The sequence below is a fragment of the Clostridium puniceum genome (assembly GCF_002006345.1).
In the GTDB taxonomy this organism is placed as follows: domain Bacteria; phylum Bacillota; class Clostridia; order Clostridiales; family Clostridiaceae; genus Clostridium; species Clostridium puniceum.
The window spans coordinates 17484-35985 of the sequence record NZ_LZZM01000188.1; the positions used below are offsets into that span (position 1 = coordinate 17484).

An 18502-nucleotide genomic window follows, 5' to 3' on the forward strand; every position below is an offset into this window, starting at 1 on the left:
TTTTAGCGTTTCTATTATATCTATAATAAAATTGTAGTTTTTAGTGTATTATATTTTATCATGTTAAACAATAAAATATAATAATTGATTTATCAGATTATATTTTTAAATTGTGAAATATACATAAATATATAATAATTATATTTATTGTAGAATAATAATTAAATTACTTATTTAACTTCTGATAAATAAACTAAATTATAGAGAGAAGTTGTATTATATAGACGAAAAAGATATAATTTAAAATAGCAAAAGAGGAAATAAAACCAGTAGAAATACCAAGTTATGGAGTGAGTGAAATTATGGAAGAAAGATTACAGAAATATATGGCAAGTTGCGGTATTGCTTCAAGAAGAAAATGTGAAGAAATAATACTTACAGGAAAAGTTAAGGTAAATGGAGTTTTTGTTAATGAAGTTGGAATCAAAGTAGATCCATTAAAGGATATAGTAGAATATGAAGGACAGATAATAAGTAAAGCAGAAAAAAAAGTATACATAATGCTTAATAAGCCAGAAGGATACATAAGTTCTGTAAAAGATGAAAAAGGGAGAAAAACTATTTTAGATATAGTTAAGGTAGATGAGAGAATATATCCGATTGGAAGACTGGATTATGATAGTTCAGGACTATTGTTATTAACAAATGATGGTGAAATATATAATAAAATAATTCATCCAAGAGTAGAGATAATTAAAAAGTATATAGCAGTAGTTAAAGGGAAAATAAGTGAAAAGGATATTAAAAAATTTCAAATAGGAATAGATATTGGAGGATACATAACTGCTCCAGCAGAACTTATGGTAATAAGTTATGATAAAGAGGTATCAACTATAGAGATCGGTATTCATGAAGGGAAGAATAGACAAATAAGAAAGATGTGTGCAGCATTAAATCATGAGGTTTTGTCGTTAAAGAGAATATCTATTGGAGAAATAAAACTTGGATATTTAAAAAGAGGAGAATACAGAGATTTAAATAAAGAGGAAATAAGTTATATAAATACTTTATAATAATAAGTTAAAATAAACAAGCTACATATGCGTAATTTATTTACAAAATTCTAATGTGGCAAATTAGATATAACTTCTAGTATAATACAGTGATTTGAATAATTTTGATTAAATCACTGTTAATTAAATTGAGAATATTATAACAATTTTTAATTTTAAATTAAAATTAAATTTTATATTGACGGTAAGTAATAAAAATCTTGCAGATTTTTAATATTTAGTTTCAAAAATCAGTTATTTATTGTACAATTTTAAATAAGATGATAGAATTAAATTAATATTATTCAAAATTGATAGTGGGAAGGCAAAGTATGGATGAATTAAATAATGAAAATAGCAAAGATTTAATGAGACTAATTCAAGGCAAATTTATAAGATTAAGTAAGGGACAAAAATTAATAGCTGAATACATATTAAAATATTATGATAAAGCTGCATTTATGACAGCAGCTAAGCTTGGAACCTCTGTAGGAGTATCAGAATCAACAGTTGTAAGATTTGCAATTGAACTTGGATTTTCAGGATATCCAAAACTTCAAAAAGCATTGCAAGAACTTATAAAAAATAAACTTACTACAGTGCAAAGATTAGAGCTTAGAAATGACTATTTCTCAGATGGTGATGCTTTAAAAGGTGTACTTAAGGCAGATATGGAAAATATTAGAGCTACCTTGGAAAAAATAAATCAAAATACATTTGAAGAGGTTGTGAAAAATATATTTGAAGCACAAAGAATATATATAATCGGTCTTAGAAGTTCAACAGCGATTGCAGAATTTTTAGGATTTTATCTAAACATAATATTACAAAATGTAAAGATTGTAAGTTATGGTATTTCAGATGTTTTTGAACAAATGATAAATGTGGGTGAAGGTGACTTAGTCATTGGTATTGGGTTTCCAAGATATGCAGCTAAGACAATAGATGCTTTGGAATTTGCTCAAGACAGAGGAGCAAAAGTAGTTGCGCTTACAGATAGTTTATTATCACCATTAGCAGCTAAAGCAGATTATACATTAATAGCTCAAAGTAATATGGCATCATTTGTAGATTCGTTAGTTGCACCATTATCAGTAATAAATGCTTTAATTATTGCTGTTGGAATGAGAGAAAAAGAAAATATTTCTTATGTATTTGGAAACTTAGAAAAAATCTGGCAAACTTATAATGTATATTCAATTAATAATAGGAATGTATCAGATGATTAAGAGTCATGAATGAATATAAAATCAAATGGTAGATACTTTTTTTGAAAGAGTTTTTAATGAACAGTTACAAAAATCTAGTGTAGATTATTTTGATTATTATCTTCTTCATAATTTAGGAGTAACACATTATGATATAGCTAAAAATTTTGATAGCTTTGCATTTGTTCAAAAAAAGAAGGAGTTCCACCTAGAATTTAATTACTAGGTGGATTTTTTTTGAAACAGTTTTTATGTTTTAAGCATGAAATTATTAATAATTATATTTTTCTGCTGCTATTAATAGTGATTCTTTTTCATTGGATAAATTTTCAGCAAGAACATCTTCAAGTAATTGGTTTAATATTTTACCAATTTTTTCACCTGCTGGAATACCAATATCAATTAAATCTTTACCATTAATAGCTAATTTTTTTAATGTTATGCAAATATTTTCTTCAATTACTTCATTAAAGATTTTTTGAATAGAATCAATTTCGCCTAAGCGAATCAGTGCTTTATCAGGGTTTTGGGCTAGAATATCAGCTTTTTTTACTGAAAGTAATCTTTGAAATTGTGATATATTACCGTCTAATTTAGATAAGATTTTTCGAATACTCTTTTTTTGTGGTTTGATAACTATATCATGATATTTTATTAGTTGTATAACATTTTTTATGTCATTTTTAGAAATTAATTCTGAAGTTGTTAATTTCATTCTTTTGAAAATTTCAGATGCAATTCTAGTGGATTCATCTGCGTGACCGTAAAAATGACCAATTCCTTGCGTATCAATTCTATAGCAATTTATCTTTCCAATATCATGAAAGAACATAGTTAATTTTAATATTAATTCGTCTACGTTATTAATTGTAATAAGGGTATGTTTCCAAACATCATAGCAATGATAAGGGTTATTTTGTTCAAATCCAATCATAGATTTTATTTCTGGAATAATACATAATATAATTTCTTGAAATTCATCAAGTATATTTATTGCGTTTTTGCCTTGAAGAATTTTTATAAATTCTACAGCAATTCGTTCTTGAGAAATATTTATTAAAAGTTCTTTATTTTTTAACATTGCTGTTTTTGTAGATTCTTCTACTATAAACCCTAAATTAGATGCAAATCTAATTCCTCGTAAAATTCTTAGAGCATCTTCTCTTAATCTTTTATTAGCATCCCCAACACATCTAATAATTTTACGTTCAATATCAGATACACCGTTAAAAGGATCTATTATTCCAACAGATTCATTAAAAAAAATAGCATTTTGTGTGTAATCTCGCCTGCTTAAATCTTCTACTAAATTTCTTGTGAATGATACAGTATCAGGTCTACGACCATCGGAATAAGTGCCATCTATTCTATAGGTTGTTATTTCTATTTCTTCATCGTTTATAAAAATAACTACAGTACCATGTTTTAAACCTACAGCAAGTTGTTTAAAGTTGTGAAATACTGATTGAATTTCATTTGGTGTAGCTGATGTGCAGATATCCCAATCATGAGGAATCTTATTCATAAGGGCATCTCGAATGCATCCTCCAACAACACCTGCTTCAAAACCTGAATCTATTAACATTTTTACTGCTAAAGCAGGATTTTTAGGTATATTAATTTTTAACATCATCGGTATTTATCCTCCTAATATAATATTACAACATATCTATTTCATAATAATTTACATATATAAGTTCTAATTAAGAAAGTTCATAATTTAGTTGGTTGTCTTATCCAATCACTCTAATATAGAAATTAAGTCTTAATGAACAAAATTTTTTAGAACATATATATATAATTAAAAGTTTGTATTTAGAGATAACTTTGTGAACTCTATTTTTTAGAAAATATTAACAATTAATATTTGAACTTAAAGATATGGTATAATTATAATCTTATGATTATACCATAATAAAGCATCTTGGTATACAAATGCTAAAATATTATGTTTCTTTAAAATATTAAATTATTAATAGATAGAAGATTGGGAGCAAATATTAATATAAAATTATACTTTTGTTAAACTTTGAAATGTTTATTTGACAAAATTATAGAAAATCATAAATTAAATGACAAAGAACAATTGATAAAAATTGGTAAAAGAAGAAGAAAATTTTATTTTTAATGCTTTTATGATAATATTATATATAAGAATATTGTATTTAAGGAAATATGTTGTAAAAAATAAAAAGTGTGTAAAGGCGGTTAATTCCAGTGAAGAATTAAAATTGCAACATAATCGAATATTTGGAGAAATTATTTTAAATGTTAGGAGCTGTTATTATGAAATCATTAATTTTCTCAAATCCACAAGGAGTATCTAAGTATACAAAAACAAATAGTAATAAAGGATTTGTTTTATTTTCTACAGTAGAAGTTATATTGGAATTATCTAAGTTAGTTTCATCAAATGTTACACTTTGTTCTACATCTGGGGAATACAGTATAGAAGGGTATAAAGATGGAATTATTTCAGGTTTTGAATATGAATTATCAGATGCAGAAGTTGTGGAAATACTTTATCCTCCAATAAAAAGTATTAGTAATTTAAAGAAAGCATATAAAAAGGTACAAAATAATGTAAATGCTTTTGCATTGTTATTATGTGATGGATTAACTGGAATGGAAGAAAGTATTGTTACTACATTTTATTTTACACATGATAATTTTAAAATTATAGGTGGAAGCGCTGGTGATAATCTTAAATTTAAAGAAACATTTATATTTATAGGGTCTAAAAGAGTTCATAGTACTGTTTTATTTTTTAATACAAGCAGAAGAACAACTTTAATCAAAGAAAATATATATGTTCCAAGTGGAGCACGTTTGTTAGTAACGGAGGCAGATGCTATTAATAGAACTGTAAAAACCTTTAATAATGTTCCTGCAAGTATAGAATATGCAAAAATTTTAAATGTTAGTGAATCAGACTTGCCTAATCATTTTATGAATAATCCTTTAGGAAAAATTTATAGAGATGAAATTTTTATTGCTTCACCTATGAAGGTGAATACAGATAAATCTATTACATTTTATTGTCAATTAATGGCCAATACTTTTGTAGAAGTTCTTAAATCAGTTGATCCAGTTATTCAAATAAAAAAGACTATTGGAGATATTCCTTTTAAACCAACTTTTGTTTTTGCAATAAATTGTATCTTACGAAGTTTAAAATTCCAACAAGAAAATCTTTGGAAAAGTATAGATAAAGAAATTATTTCATTCTGTCCTAATACTGCAGGTTTTATAAGTTATGGAGAACAATACTATAAAGCGCATGCCAATCAAACGATGGTAATGTTGATAGTTGAATAGTAAGGAGGCATTAAAATGTTTAAAATTTCTAATAAAGATAAGATAGAGAAAATAAAATCATCTGAAAGTAAGGTTAATACTGAGATAAAATCAGAAGAAAAAGGATTTTTGTATGCAAAAGAAGTTTTTGAGTTAAACTCACAAATACAAAGTAATATTGATATTCTTGTTCATGAAGAAGGGGATATGACTCACGGATTAAATACACTTTTAAAGGGAGCAGAATATACGACACAAGAAACAGAACAAGTTAATGAATACTTGCAAAGTTTATCTCATAATAGCGATAAAACAAAAAAACTTGTCGATGGTGTAGTCGTAAGTCTTGATAATTCACAAAAAGAAATAGAGAATGCTAAAAATGAATTTTGCGATTTAATAAATCAAGTCGGTTCTGTATCACAAGTATTTGAGGAATTATTAAATTTAATTTCAGATATCCAACAATATTATAATAGCATTCAAGGGTTTGCAACTATGATAACTGGTATTGCAAAACAAACAAATTTATTATCATTAAATGCATCAATAGAGGCAGCTAGAGTGGGCGAAGCAGGAAAGGGATTTACTGTTGTTGCTAACGAAATAAAAAAACTTTCTGTTGATACGCAGGAAAATGCAAAAGATATCATGAATTCCTTGCAAATGTTAACTACATCTATGGAACAATTAGTAAATAAATCAAATGAAGGTTCTGGTGTTATAACTAAGGCTACTGAAATTATTGAAGGTTCATCTTCTATATTAGACAGGATTGTTGATGCTGAACTAGGTGTATATAAAAATGTGGCAGAAGTACAAGACTCTCAAAGTAATAATTTGCATGGAATAAAAGAAATATCAATTAGTTTAACTAATTTAGTGAATAAATCAAAAGCAGAAAATCAACAATTGGAAACTATAATTTATGGTATACAAAAGAAAGCAGATTGTTATATGCACATACTTAATAATCTTAATCAAATAAAAATTCTGGAAAATGAATAAAAATTTTGTGGAGAATATAACAAAATTTTAATTAAAACTCAATAAATACTTTTTATTATAGTTAAATTATAGTAAAATTAATAATATGATTGTGTTATTTGTAAATTTTGGGGGATTGCTGTAGATTGTCTGTAGTAAATTTTAAGGATAGTTTAACGTCTTAATAAGGGGAGAGAAGATATAATGCACGATGTTATTAATTATATGGAAATATGGGTTAATGAGTATATGGAAATTTTGTTAGAAAAAGTAGATGGATGTAAATGTGATAAATGTAAAAGAGATATTTATACACTTTCACTTAATAATTTAAAACCATATTATGTAGCTACACCTTTAGGAAAAATAATGGCTAAATTGGAAAGTACTAAACAACAAGTTGAAACAGACATAATCGTAGAAGTTACAAAAGCAATTAATAAAGTTAATAGTAGTCCAAATCATGATAGATAAAAACTACAACTATGATAAAATTATTAGTATATTTATTATATGAGAAGTAAAATAAGATAATTATTAAAAATAATTATCTTATTTATGTTTTAAAGTGGAAGTTTTACCAATTTCCACTGGAACCACCGCCACCAGAGGAACCACCACCAAAATTGCCAAAGCCACCACTAGAAGAACCTCCTTTGGGGCCATTTCCTCTAAAGATGCTATTTAGAATTAGAATTTGCAAAAGCGTGTAAGAAATTCGTCCTCTATTAAATAATAAATCTAATAGAATTAAACCTAAAAAAATTCCAACATAAAGTTTAAAATTACCAGTAGAAATAGTATTAGTATCAGTTACTGAAATTTTTAAAGATTTATCCAAGGTAACGTTATATTCTTTTGCAATATAATCACATAATGTACTATATGAATTAATGATTCCTTTTCCATAATTACCTTCTATAAAATTAGGTTTTGCAATTGATTCAATAATTCTGCTACTTAATGCATCTGGAACAGCACCTTCAAGTCCACGTCCAACCTCAACTCTCCAAGCTCTGTCTTTTATAGCTAAAAGAACTAATAAGCCATTATCTTTTTCTTTTTGCCCAATTCCCCAAGTTCTAAATAAATTAATAGCAAATTCTTCAATAGGAATGTTATTAGTTGAATCTATTATAACCACAACAGCTTGTGCACCTGTTTTATCTTCTAACTCTTTTCCTATAGAAATTATGTTATTTGATTCGGTTTGATTTATTATTTTCACATAATCATTTATATATTTATGAGGAGTTGGAGAGGGGAGTTTAATTTCACCTATTACTGGAAATGAAAAAAAAGAAACTACTAAAAGAAGAAAAATTATAAATAAGCTTATAAATTTACTTTTATTATTTATTTTCACTTATTAAAGTCCACAGAAGGTACTTCTTTTGCACCCTCACTTGCTTTGTAAAGTATTTTTTCTTGAAAACCAAATAATGATGAGATTATATTACTAGGGAATCTTCTTCTTTTAGTATTATAATTTGTTACAGCAGTGTTATAATCTTGTCTAGCCACTGCAATTCTATTTTCAGTTCCCTCTAATTGAATTGATAAGTCTCTAAAACTTTGGCTAGATTTTAAATCAGGATAATTCTCTACAACAACTAATAATCGTGAAAGAGCACTAGATAATTCATTATCCGCATTAGCTTGTTCTGATACATTTGTAGCTCCTGCGAGTTTGCTTCTTGCATTTGCAATATCTGTGAATATTGTTTTTTCTTGAGTAGCATATCCCTTAACCGTACTAACTAAATTAGGTATTAAATCAGATCTTCTTTGGAGTTGAGTATCAATATTTGAGGATGCTGAATTAACTTTTTGTTCAAGAGAAACTAAACTATTGTAGTCACTAACAGGGATAGCTAAAATTATTAAAATTCCAACTATGACTAATATTATTTTCATACTTTTATTCATAAAACCATTCCTCCCTTCTATACTATGGTTAGTATATGCAGAAATCTTTAAATTTATAATGAAGATTAGATGAATAAAATAAAGAGAACTCAGAAAAATAAAGTATTTTTATTAGAAAAAGTTACAATTAGAAAATAATAAAAAATGAGTCAGGACGTTAATCTATTTTTTCTCATAATTAATTTATTTACGATAAAAGATAAAATTCTGAATGTCAAGCCAGTATTATACAAATGAAAAAAGAATTATGGAATGAAATTCTTTTGTTATTTGATGCTAAATGCCGTTGTTAGAGCCATTTATATGAATTGCAATAAGTTTTATTAATACTTAAATGAGTCGTAAAATGCTGATTTTTTGTCTTAATCTATATATTTGGATGATATTGATGTTTTATGAAGATAAAAGTATGATTTACTATAAAATTATTTACACTGAAAATTGAAAATAGTAATGTTTCTATTATAGATACCTAAAACAATTTAAAAGTTTGCTCTAAGTTAATACGATATGACTTCTACATTATACGTATAAATTCTACATTTAGGTATCTATAATATATGTTGCTAAATGTATGTATTGGTAAAAAATAGAATGGTTAATACTAGGTAAATAAAATGCAAAATTAATAAGGGGGCTTTTTAATGAAAAAGAAAACAGTTTTTAGTTTAATTATGGTGTTTGCGCTAATATCTTCAGTACTTTCTGCTATTAATGCAAATGCTGCCACTACCTAGTTTAATGGAAACAATATAAATAAAGCAAATTGGATTAATGAGACTGGAACCGGTTCTGGTGGGATGGGTTATACATCAGGTCGTATTAAAACCCAAGGATTAAAGGAATTCAAGTATGGGAAAATTGAAGCAAGAATGAAGCTTCCGAGTGGACAAGGTATATGGCCAGCATTTTGGATGTTAGGATTAAATATTTCTCAAGCAGTTTGGCCTAAATGTGGCGAAATTGATATTATGGAACACGTAAACGATGAAGCTAATATACATGGTACTATTCACTGGGATGATAATAAGTATGCAAATTATGGAGGACCATCTGGGAATCTTGATGTAACTCAATATCATGTTTATTCAATTTAATGGAATGCAAGCTCAATTAAGTGGTTTATAGATGGAGCTAAATATTTGGAAGCCAATATATTAAATAGTGTTAATGGAACAGATGAATTTCATAAACCTTTTTTATTCTGTTTAATTTAGCAGTAGGAGGAAACTGGCCAGGAAGTCCAGATCACTCAACACAATTTCCTGCTAAAATGTATGTTGACTATGTGCGTGTATATCAACAATGATCTGGTCATGATACTTCAAGTACAACATGGTATTTATCTAATCAAGCAGTAACTGGCATTGGTACTCCTAGTCAAAATATGCAAACTACAAAAAATGTAATATCTGGGTGGCAGCCACAAAGACAATTAATACAACTCCAAATTTCTGAACCACTCCATTGGTTAATGGCACTTATCCAAGTGGCAAATGGAATTTTACACTATGGACAAATAATCCAGGGAGCAGTTCAAATATTACAGTTGATATTTTAAAAGTTAATGCAGATGGTACTGGGGCAGTATTACTTGGAACTCAAACAATGAATGTTTCAGCAACAGGTACTGGAAATCATCCTACAGTATATTCTTATAATTTAAATGCTGCTTCACTTAACAACCAAAGATTAATGGTTAAGGTATGGTATACAAATCATCTGGAGTAGATACAACAACTTGTTATAATACAAATGATTTTCCTACTAGACTTGTTACACCATAAGTAAGACAATTTTATACTTATAATTTTGAATAAAGTAAAATTGTATATTTAATTGATGAAAGGAATGTAAAAGTATGAGAAAGATAGTAATATCATTATTTGCTTTACTATTATGTGTTTTAGGTGGTGGAACATTAAATGTTAAAGCAGCTGTTTTTGATGGAAAGACATTAGATACTGGAATATATTGGTTTGGGCAGAATAATCAATCCGAAAAATATGTAGAAGGTCAAAAGAATAGTTATTTTGACCCAAGCAAACCAACCGTTATATATATACATGGCTGGCAAAATGGTTCAACTAAAAAGCTGCATAGAGAAACATTTAATGCAACTAGTAATAATTCGGGAATAGACTTAAATGTGAATAGTGCTGATTACTGGGTAAAAGCTGGATGGAATATAGGAATATTCTATTGGAATCAGTTTGCAGATGAAGGCGAATTGAAAGATGCAGAAGCAAAAATTTGGACAAACGAAACTTCAAAAAAAATGAGATGGAGAAAGATTGATGGATCTTATGAATCTTATGCTGGATCTGAAAAATCAGTTGCTGAAATTTTTAAGAATGTATATGGAAAAGCTATGAAAAATTTTACTGGTAGTGAAATAAGATTAGTAGGACATTCTCTAGGAAATCAGATGGTTATAAATTCTAGCAAATTAATAGAAGATTCTATTTCAAGTGGAGAATTTTCTATTAATTTGAGACCAAATAGGGTTGCATTATTAGATCCTTTTTGGAGTAAAGGTGGAAAGAGTTATTTAGGCGGAGAATGGACAGGCGAAGTTTGTAGGGAATATGTAACTAAATTAAAAGAAAAAGGTGTAGTTTTTGAAGAATATAAGTCAAGTAATATAAATGATTTATTAATCGGAGATAGTAATTTAGAGATGAGAAAGTTAGCAGTATTTACTGACTTCTATCCTGATTATGTCCCTTTTATAGATCAATCAGGAAAACATGCTGCAAGTAGAGAATGGTATTTTTATTCATTTACTTTCAATCCACCAGCAGAAACTGTAAATAATAAAAATACAGGTAATGCAGCTGCATCAGCAAGTACTAAAACAACTAGATTAAAAGAAATGATTAATTTAGGGTATATGTGGTATCAAAAATCAGGTAAAAATACTATAACTGTTTCAGATGATACCTTTGAAAAATCTAGTTATTAGATAAATTTTTAGATATGAAAATAAGGAACATTCAGTCTTGAGAAATTGAATGTTCTTTATTAATTATGAAGAACATTTTTTATAATCAATTATTTTGTAAGTGTAAAACATTCTAATAGTTAGGATAAAAAGTTATTTGAGAATAAGTATTATAGTTTTTGTAAATTGAAAAAATTAATTGAAGTTTTAAGGAATACTATAAAAATGTAAGTAATGAGGAAAGAGCTTAAGACAATTAGATTATTGAATATGGAGGCTAAAATTAATAGCGGTGAAAATAGCTTCTAACAATAAAACAATTAATAAGGATTAAGTAGAAAGAAGAAGGAGCGTAGCTCCTAATTAAAAGTTAATTAGGAGCTACGCTTTATTGTAGTTATTATTTGCTGTTTTTTATAAAATCTTCATTAAACTAGACTTATAGTAAATTGTTATTTAAATTTTACCATTGGTATCCGTTATCTCCACCTGTTTGATCATTTGAACTATCAAACCATGAATCAAGAAGCTCAAACCAATTACCAACATTATTAGCTTCAGGAGATTGTCCATCTTTACACCAGCTTAATTTGCCATATAGATAATCTGATTGAAGAGTAGTTGTATCTATTGAATTGTACCATCTTTGACCTGTCCATTCTGAATAACTTATATTAGCAGATACATCTCTATACATTTTATTTCCATCTGGCAAAAATATACTTAATCCGCTTTTACCTTCAGTAAATCCTTTAAACTTTGTTCCACCATATGAATAAACAATCATAGCATCTACATTTTTCATTACATCTACAGCTAAGCTCTTAACATTAGTACTAAAAACAGTGCTTGTACTTATTTTTTTACATAAATCATATAAATCAAAGTAAGGATAAGCTAACCATTCATATTTATCTGTTTCAATGAAGTAATGAATCAGAGATACAGTTTTGCCAGTTCCTCTAAGGCTTTCCATATCAGCTTTTTTATTTTCGTTCCATAGACTTATAGCTAGCTTATCTACAGAATTTTTTACATTTTCTATTTTTGTAAGGTCATAACAACTTAAAACTTGGTCATTTGCATTTGCTGCTTTAGCAGAATCTCTTTGAGCCTCAACCATTATAGCTCCTAATTGAAGATCAGTAACTGCTGAAGGATCAAAAAATTGTTCTTTTCCACCTAAGGTTGTATCTGTTAGTCCATTATTTCCGCCACCAGATTTCAGTCTACTAAAAATTTTTTTATAATCATACCCATTTCCCCAAACTACAGGAGCTGATGCAACCATAACATTTGCTTGAAAGCTTCCATTACCTGATCTATATTGATATGCGACTTCCGCTGTTCCCATTAAACAAGCATCATAAGCTAATACATCTACAGATTCATTATTAGTTAATGTATCTGTTATTTCAGCAGTATATAAGCAATCTCCATCATTTGTATCATCCCAACATACTGCTTTTGGATCTTTTGGTTTTTGTAATAACTTGCTGTCTCTTGCACCACCACCGTGATTAGAAATAATAAGTGAATATTTATCTGCTGGATAATTTTTTTTGCAAGAATCTATAAATTTCTTTAGTGTATTACCATCACCCATATTTGCCTCATAAGTATTAGTTTTGGTTATCTCAGGAAATTGATCGCCGCCATTAATTCTAATTGCTTTGTTTTTTTCAATTTTATACATTCTTGTGTCTGAAAAATCCTCTCCGAGTACATTTGAATCCTCAGAATAATCTGGAGTTCTATCAACTAAAACAATTAGGTTCAAGTTTGGGTTATCTACATATCCATCTTTCATTTGTTGAATATCTTCAAGTAAACTCTCTTCTAAGTTATTATCTGCATCACTGTAAACCATAACTGTTAGTTTTTTGTTTGTATTGCTGCTTGTTTTAGAGCCTATTTTTTTTGCAAGGATATTGTTTGCATTATTAGTTTCTTGTGTGACTTCTTTAGTATAAGGCTTGTCTATACTATTGATATCTGTGTTTGTTTCCGTCGAAGCATTATTATCAATGCTGTCAATTGCTTTGACTGGCGTAACACAAAATAAAAAAGTAGCTATAAATATAGCTGAAGTGAGTAAAGTAAATTTGTTCTTAATCATAATTTTAGCCCCCTTTAAATATTTTTTATTAACTTCTATAGAATAAAATGCAACCTATAGAATAGACTTTTCTTAAATTACCTACTCTATAGACTGCATTTTACTTCAGTGTAATTATTTTGGTTTTACATGCAATGTAAATATCATTGTCTATGTAGAAATAACTATGATATTCTTTGCTTTAGTTAGAGAATTTTGAATATTAGGGATTTAATATGTTTGTATAATACTTTAATTTGATAAAAAAGTATATATATTTGTCTTTAAATGAGAAAATAATCAATTAAAATCACTTTTTTCTACTTATTTGACTTTTATGATTAAAAATATACTTTTTATGCTATTTTAATAGTTTTAATGTGATATATCAATTTGATAAAATATTATATTAAAAACCTGTACATTCTCCTTGTAAATCAGCTCCCGTAATATTATTTGCACCTTCACCAATAGATGTACATGAATCAATTATAGCTCTACCAAATGTGACTTTTTTCTTTAAAGCAGATGGTGTACCTGTAGCTGGAAAGTTAAAGTTACCTTTACCATTGTCTTGACCAATACAGTTTTGCATTGTAACAACACCACTTTGATTATTTCTATCAAATCCAGCTGCTAAATTAGATTGAGCTACACAATCAATAAGAACATGATTTAATGGGTCTAAATGTGCTGGTACACCTGGAGTTTTATTATCAACTCCTCCTACCTTAAATCCATTTCCATCACCATAAATTCCGTTATAATATCCATTAGCTATAGCTTTACATCTAATAAATTGGACAGCACCATGAGCGGCATATAAGTCATATCCATCATCTGAGTTTTCTTGTGCTATACAATCTGTTAAGACATTTCCTTCACCTGAATGTAATTTAATTGCAAATCCATCAGCATTATAATAAGAAGTAATGTTAGTTAAAGTATTATTGGCTGCACCATTTGATAATTGTACACCAGCATCTTGATTATTATGAACCCATAAACTTTGAAGAGTATTATATGAACCTTCCATGTAAATTCCGTTATCTCCAGCATTAAGTATTTCTAAATTTGCAATAGTTGATCCATCAGTATTAATTGTTAAACCTCTAGCATTAGATCCTGAAGAACCTGAAAAATCTATGACTCCAAAGTTGCCTTCGCCTCCCCCCATTAGTAATATTCCAGCAGGTACTTTTACTGGTTGTGAGTGTACAGTTCCATCTATTAGAACAGTATCTCCTGGTTTAGCTGAAACTAAAGCTTGTGACAAAGAAGTACCACCTTCACTTACATGTATAGTTGTAGCTGCATAAGCAGATGTGCTTTGTAATAAACTTACTCCTGTAACCATAGCACTTAGAGCGGCAATTAAACATAAACTTTTAATTTTTTTCATAGATAAAATCTCCCTTTTATTAATTTTTAAATTATAGATAAGATATACACTTGTTATTATGTTTTTATTGTTAAAATGTTATATTAAAAATCTATACATTACTTTGTGAGTTAGCTATAGAGATATCATTTTTACCTCTTTCGATAAGATTCACAAGAATTTAATTATGTCGTACCAAATATAATGTTTAATGTTAACGTGAACAAAACTGCAGTTTTACTTACAGATATATATTCTCACAATATTTAGTATATTTAAATGTAATTTTCTTTAAATGCATAAATTTATTCTCTAAATACATTTTTCTTAATAAATCGACTTACACGATTATATATCTTCTTTTTATTCCTAAATATATATGTTTTATGACAAAATACTGATTTGATATAAATTTTTGTTTATATTTGGATGTTATCAAAGTAATATAAAAAGTAATCAAAGCATGGGAAAAATGAGCAGTTTAAATAAAATCTTTTGATGAAATAGTAGAAGAAAAATATGCTCCAAAAGCTGATTTTAAGGATGTTGCTAGACAAGTGAAGGTTATTATTAAAGAAAAAAATAATGCAATGGAAGAGACGGAGGAGGCTAAGAAGGAAGAGAAATGGTTGAAAATGATAAGTATGAAAAAGGGATTTTGGTTAGTGAAGATGAGGAGTTTATAACCGTTAAATTTGAGAGATATGAGGATAAGATTTTTACTAATATGTTTACTATTTTGAGAGTTTTGTGATTGAGTGTATGGGGATGTTGATTGCTTAAATAGGTTAATTTTTTAGATATTCTTTGGCATGCTTGTTTTACTTAATAATATATAATAAGTTATAAATTTATAGGAAAGTAATGTTATAATTTTTAGAAAAAAATGGGTTAAAAGATAATGTTTTGTAGTATAATAAGGGTAGACTATTTGTTGGAAACTGATAGTGCTATCCTTTTCTATTTTTGAGTTAGGATAGTGAGGATTTAGATGGCTATTATGTCTATTAATGAGACGCAAATATTATACAAATCAAATATATATTGCTTTAATCTTAAATATAAAAGAAATGGCATAATGAAATAAATGAGATGGATTTTATAAAATTATTAGGAACAAATAATATAACAAAAACAAGAGATTGATATATTCAAAAGGTAGAAGGATTATGTCGTTTGTTAACTAAAATTGAAATTGTTACCAGGTAAGGACAGATATAAATAAAGCTATAAAATAATAAGGAGATAGAAAAGATTGTTTTAATGAGGGATAAGAGTGAAAAAAACGAAGATATTAGTTATATTAATAGGATTATTGGTTATATGTTTAATAGCTACAATTATATTACAAAAATTTCAATATAATAAAACAAATACTGAATTAAACATTCAAATAAAACAAACTACTGATGTAGTACCAATTAGGAAAGTTAATGTTCCAGATGAAAGTTCAAAGGTTGATAAAAATGAAAATGGAATACCTGATCCTATAGATATAGTAAATTCTGCGAGAAAAGAAGCTGAGCAGAAGACAATATATAAAGATGCATACTATATAGGAGGATATCCACCAAATGGTGAAGGAGTTTGCACTGATGTAATATGGAGAGGATTTAAAGGTATAGATATATCAATCAAAGATTTAATAGATAAAGATATTAAGGAAAATAAAACTCAATATAAGGAAGTGAACGGAAAAGCGGATCCCAATATTGATTTTAGACGAGTTTTAAATCAAGATACGTTTTTCAAAAAAAATTGTATTCAGTTAACTACAGAATTCAAGGAAGATGACATAAATAATTTAAAAGAGTGGCAGCCGGGAGATATAATAGTTTTTATTGAGGGATATGAGCATATTGCTATTATTTCAGATAAAAGGGATGATGACGGTATACCTTATGTTATTCATAATTCCCATCCATGCGCATCAGAGGCTAAATTGAGCTGGTTTTATAATCCAATTCATGGACATTACAGATGGAAATATTAGATGTTGTTACCAGAGTGCTTTAAGTTGTTAGGTTGTATAATTCTAATAACAAAATAAATTCAATATAAGTATACTATGCGTCTGTTGGGTTTAAAATTTTTATTATGTTTAGTAGTGCGCTTAATGCTCAATTTTACTGTTAATTTAAGAAGCTTTAAGATTACATTTCTATAATTAAGTTTTAAAATCAAAAATACAAACATATTATAAATTAATTATTATGTTTAAATAAAATGTATTTTTGATGAAGAGGATAATAGATATGAAGAATATTAATGTAAAAAAGCTTTTTAAAAGTGAGATCATAGGAAAAAATATTATTTTAATAGCTTCAAGTATACTAATATATTTGCTTATTTCATTATACTTTGCTAATCATTACTTTTTTAATACAGTAATAAATGGTGTAGATGTATCATTAAAGTCACATGATGATGTAAATCATATAATTAGAAGTTATATTAAAGATTATGAGTTACAGTTAATTGAAAGAGATGGAGAAATAGAAAAAATAAAAGGACAAGATATAGGAATGTTGTATAATGAAAAAAATAGTATTTCTAAAATTTATAAAATGCAAAGTTTATTTAAATGGATAAGCTCGTTATTTAAGGAACAAGAATATTATGTAGAGGATATATTTCTTTATGATAAAGATAATTTAAAAAATAAAATAAATCAATTAAACTGTTTAAATAAAAAAATTATAGAACCTCAAAATGTAAGTTTTAAGTATTCAAATGATTCATATGAAGTGGTTAAAGAAGTATATGGAAATAAGATATACACAGATAAATTAAATGAAGCTATAGAAAAAAGTATATTAGAAGGAAAAACAAAATTAGATTTAGATAAAAATCTTTGTTACGAAAATCCAAAGTACACTTTAAGTTCTGATAAAACTATAGAAACTAAGAATTTACTTAATAAGTATGTATCAACAAAAATAACTTATATATTTGGAAGTCAAAATGAAATGTTAGATGATAATATAATAAATCAATGGCTTTATGTTGATGATAAATTAGAAGTAGTAATAAATGAAAAAGCAGTTAAGGAATATGTACAAGGATTGAGTAAAAAATATGATACAGTTGGCATACCAAGAAAAATTAAAACATCTATAAATAAAATAGTAGAAGTTAAAGGCGGATTTTATGGATGGAAAATTAATTGTTCTGCTGAAACAAAAGCATTATTAGAAAATATAAAACTCGGTGAATTACTTCAAAAAGAACCTATATATACTCAAAAGGCTTTATATAGGGATGAAATAGGTAATACTAATGACATAGGTGAAACTTATGTAGAAATTAACATAACAAGACAGCATTTATGGTTTTATAAAGATGCAAAACTTATAACTCAAGGTCCTGTAGTAACAGGTGATCCAAACAAGGGAAATTCCACTAATGTTGGAATATATATGCTTAATTATAAACAAAAAGAAGCAACTCTAAGAGGACACAATTATGAATCGGAAGTAACTTATTGGATGCCTTTTAACGGAAATATAGGAATACATGATGCTAGTTGGAGATATTCTTTTGGAAGCGATATATATAAAAGAAATGGAACCCATGGATGTGTAAATGCTCCATTATATTTAGCTAAAACAATTTTTAACAATATAGAAGATGGAACTCCAGTTATTTGTTATGAAGAATAGAAAT

General features: G+C 27.3%; 16 protein-coding genes and 1 pseudogene. 12 read left to right on the top strand and 5 right to left on the bottom strand.

What is annotated here, in order from left to right; translation table 11 throughout:
- Nucleotides 1-302 precede the first annotated feature (302 nt).
- The 3 genes and pseudogenes from CLPUN_RS16880 to CLPUN_RS16890 all read left to right on the top strand — a co-directional run.
- Nucleotides 303-1013 (top strand): pseudouridine synthase, encoded by a 711-nt coding sequence (locus CLPUN_RS16880; RefSeq protein WP_077848412.1) that lies wholly within the window; start codon nt 303-305, stop codon nt 1011-1013.
- A 311-nt stretch (nt 1014-1324) separates the two neighbouring features.
- Nucleotides 1325-2221 carry a MurR/RpiR family transcriptional regulator gene (locus CLPUN_RS16885; RefSeq protein WP_077848413.1) on the top strand — a complete coding sequence of 299 codons (897 nt, stop codon included), beginning with the start codon at nt 1325-1327 and terminating at the stop codon, nt 2219-2221.
- Between the two features lie 43 nt (nt 2222-2264).
- Nucleotides 2265-2402 (top strand): annotated as a pseudogene (locus CLPUN_RS16890) (aldo/keto reductase); the annotation flags it as partial.
- Between the two features lie 69 nt (nt 2403-2471).
- On the opposite strand, the gene CLPUN_RS16895 reads toward CLPUN_RS16890, so the two are convergent.
- A complete protein-coding gene (locus tag CLPUN_RS16895) occupies nt 2472-3833 on the bottom strand; it encodes a CCA tRNA nucleotidyltransferase (protein ID WP_077848415.1) in 1362 nt (453 codons plus the stop codon).
- Nucleotides 3834-4486: 653 nt separating this feature from the next.
- Between CLPUN_RS16895 and CLPUN_RS16900 the strand changes: the two genes are divergently transcribed.
- From CLPUN_RS16900 to CLPUN_RS16910, 3 genes are all read left to right on the top strand, one after another.
- The gene (locus tag CLPUN_RS16900; protein WP_077848431.1) at nt 4487-5518 is read left to right on the top strand and encodes an FIST signal transduction protein; all 1032 of its coding nucleotides are present in this window, start codon (nt 4487-4489) and stop codon (nt 5516-5518) included.
- A gap of 15 nt (nt 5519-5533) precedes the next feature.
- A complete protein-coding gene (locus CLPUN_RS16905) occupies nt 5534-6505 on the top strand; it encodes a methyl-accepting chemotaxis protein (protein ID WP_077848416.1) in 972 nt (323 codons plus the stop codon).
- 183 nt (nt 6506-6688) lie between these two features.
- Entirely contained in the window at nt 6689-6958 is a 270-nt protein-coding gene (locus CLPUN_RS16910) for a late competence development ComFB family protein (protein ID WP_077848417.1), read from the top strand.
- A gap of 103 nt (nt 6959-7061) precedes the next feature.
- Here CLPUN_RS16910 and CLPUN_RS16915 read toward each other — a convergent pair whose 3' ends face one another.
- Both CLPUN_RS16915 and CLPUN_RS16920 read right to left on the bottom strand, forming a co-directional pair.
- Entirely contained in the window at nt 7062-7850 is a 789-nt protein-coding gene (locus CLPUN_RS16915; RefSeq protein ID WP_077848418.1) for a TPM domain-containing protein, read from the bottom strand.
- Nucleotides 7847-8413: a LemA family protein gene (locus CLPUN_RS16920; RefSeq protein ID WP_077848419.1), complete on the bottom strand. Its 567-nt coding sequence runs from the start codon at nt 8411-8413 to the stop codon at nt 7847-7849. The genes CLPUN_RS16915 and CLPUN_RS16920 overlap by 4 nt, the downstream gene beginning before the upstream one ends.
- Nucleotides 8414-9213: 800 nt before the next feature.
- On the opposite strand from CLPUN_RS16920, the gene CLPUN_RS28800 reads away from it, so the two are divergent.
- The 3 genes from CLPUN_RS28800 to CLPUN_RS16935 all read left to right on the top strand — a co-directional run bounded on the left by CLPUN_RS28800 (nt 9214) and on the right by CLPUN_RS16935 (nt 11378).
- On the top strand, nt 9214-9510 hold the full coding sequence (locus CLPUN_RS28800) for a glycoside hydrolase family 16 protein (RefSeq protein ID WP_242954166.1): 297 nt from the start codon (nt 9214-9216) through the stop codon (nt 9508-9510).
- 370 nt (nt 9511-9880) lie between these two features.
- Nucleotides 9881-10144, top strand: coding sequence for a hypothetical protein (locus tag CLPUN_RS16930; protein WP_077848420.1), 264 nt, complete (start codon nt 9881-9883; stop codon nt 10142-10144).
- A 130-nt stretch (nt 10145-10274) separates the two neighbouring features.
- On the top strand, nt 10275-11378 hold the full coding sequence (locus CLPUN_RS16935; protein WP_077848421.1) for a cell adhesion domain-containing protein: 1104 nt from the start codon (nt 10275-10277) through the stop codon (nt 11376-11378).
- Between the two features lie 442 nt (nt 11379-11820).
- On the opposite strand, the gene cloSI is transcribed toward CLPUN_RS16935, so the two are convergent.
- Both cloSI and CLPUN_RS16945 read right to left on the bottom strand, forming a co-directional pair.
- Entirely contained in the window at nt 11821-13476 is a 1656-nt protein-coding gene (gene cloSI, locus CLPUN_RS16940) for a clostripain (protein ID WP_077848422.1), read from the bottom strand.
- 388 nt (nt 13477-13864) lie between these two features.
- Entirely contained in the window at nt 13865-14857 is a 993-nt protein-coding gene (locus CLPUN_RS16945; protein ID WP_077848423.1) for a right-handed parallel beta-helix repeat-containing protein, read from the bottom strand.
- Nucleotides 14858-15461: 604 nt separating this feature from the next.
- On the opposite strand from CLPUN_RS16945, the gene CLPUN_RS29250 reads away from it, so the two are divergent.
- The 3 genes from CLPUN_RS29250 to CLPUN_RS16955 all read left to right on the top strand — a co-directional run bounded on the left by CLPUN_RS29250 (nt 15462) and on the right by CLPUN_RS16955 (nt 18498).
- Entirely contained in the window at nt 15462-15590 is a 129-nt protein-coding gene (locus tag CLPUN_RS29250) for a hypothetical protein (protein WP_278281666.1), read from the top strand.
- Nucleotides 15591-16112: 522 nt separating this feature from the next.
- Nucleotides 16113-16829, top strand: a complete 717-nt coding sequence (locus tag CLPUN_RS16950) for a DUF1287 domain-containing protein (protein WP_077848424.1) — start codon at nt 16113-16115, stop codon at nt 16827-16829.
- A 262-nt stretch (nt 16830-17091) separates the two neighbouring features.
- Nucleotides 17092-18498, top strand: coding sequence for a L,D-transpeptidase family protein (locus CLPUN_RS16955; RefSeq protein WP_077848425.1), 1407 nt, complete (start codon nt 17092-17094; stop codon nt 18496-18498).
- Nucleotides 18499-18502: the final 4 nt, after the last annotated feature.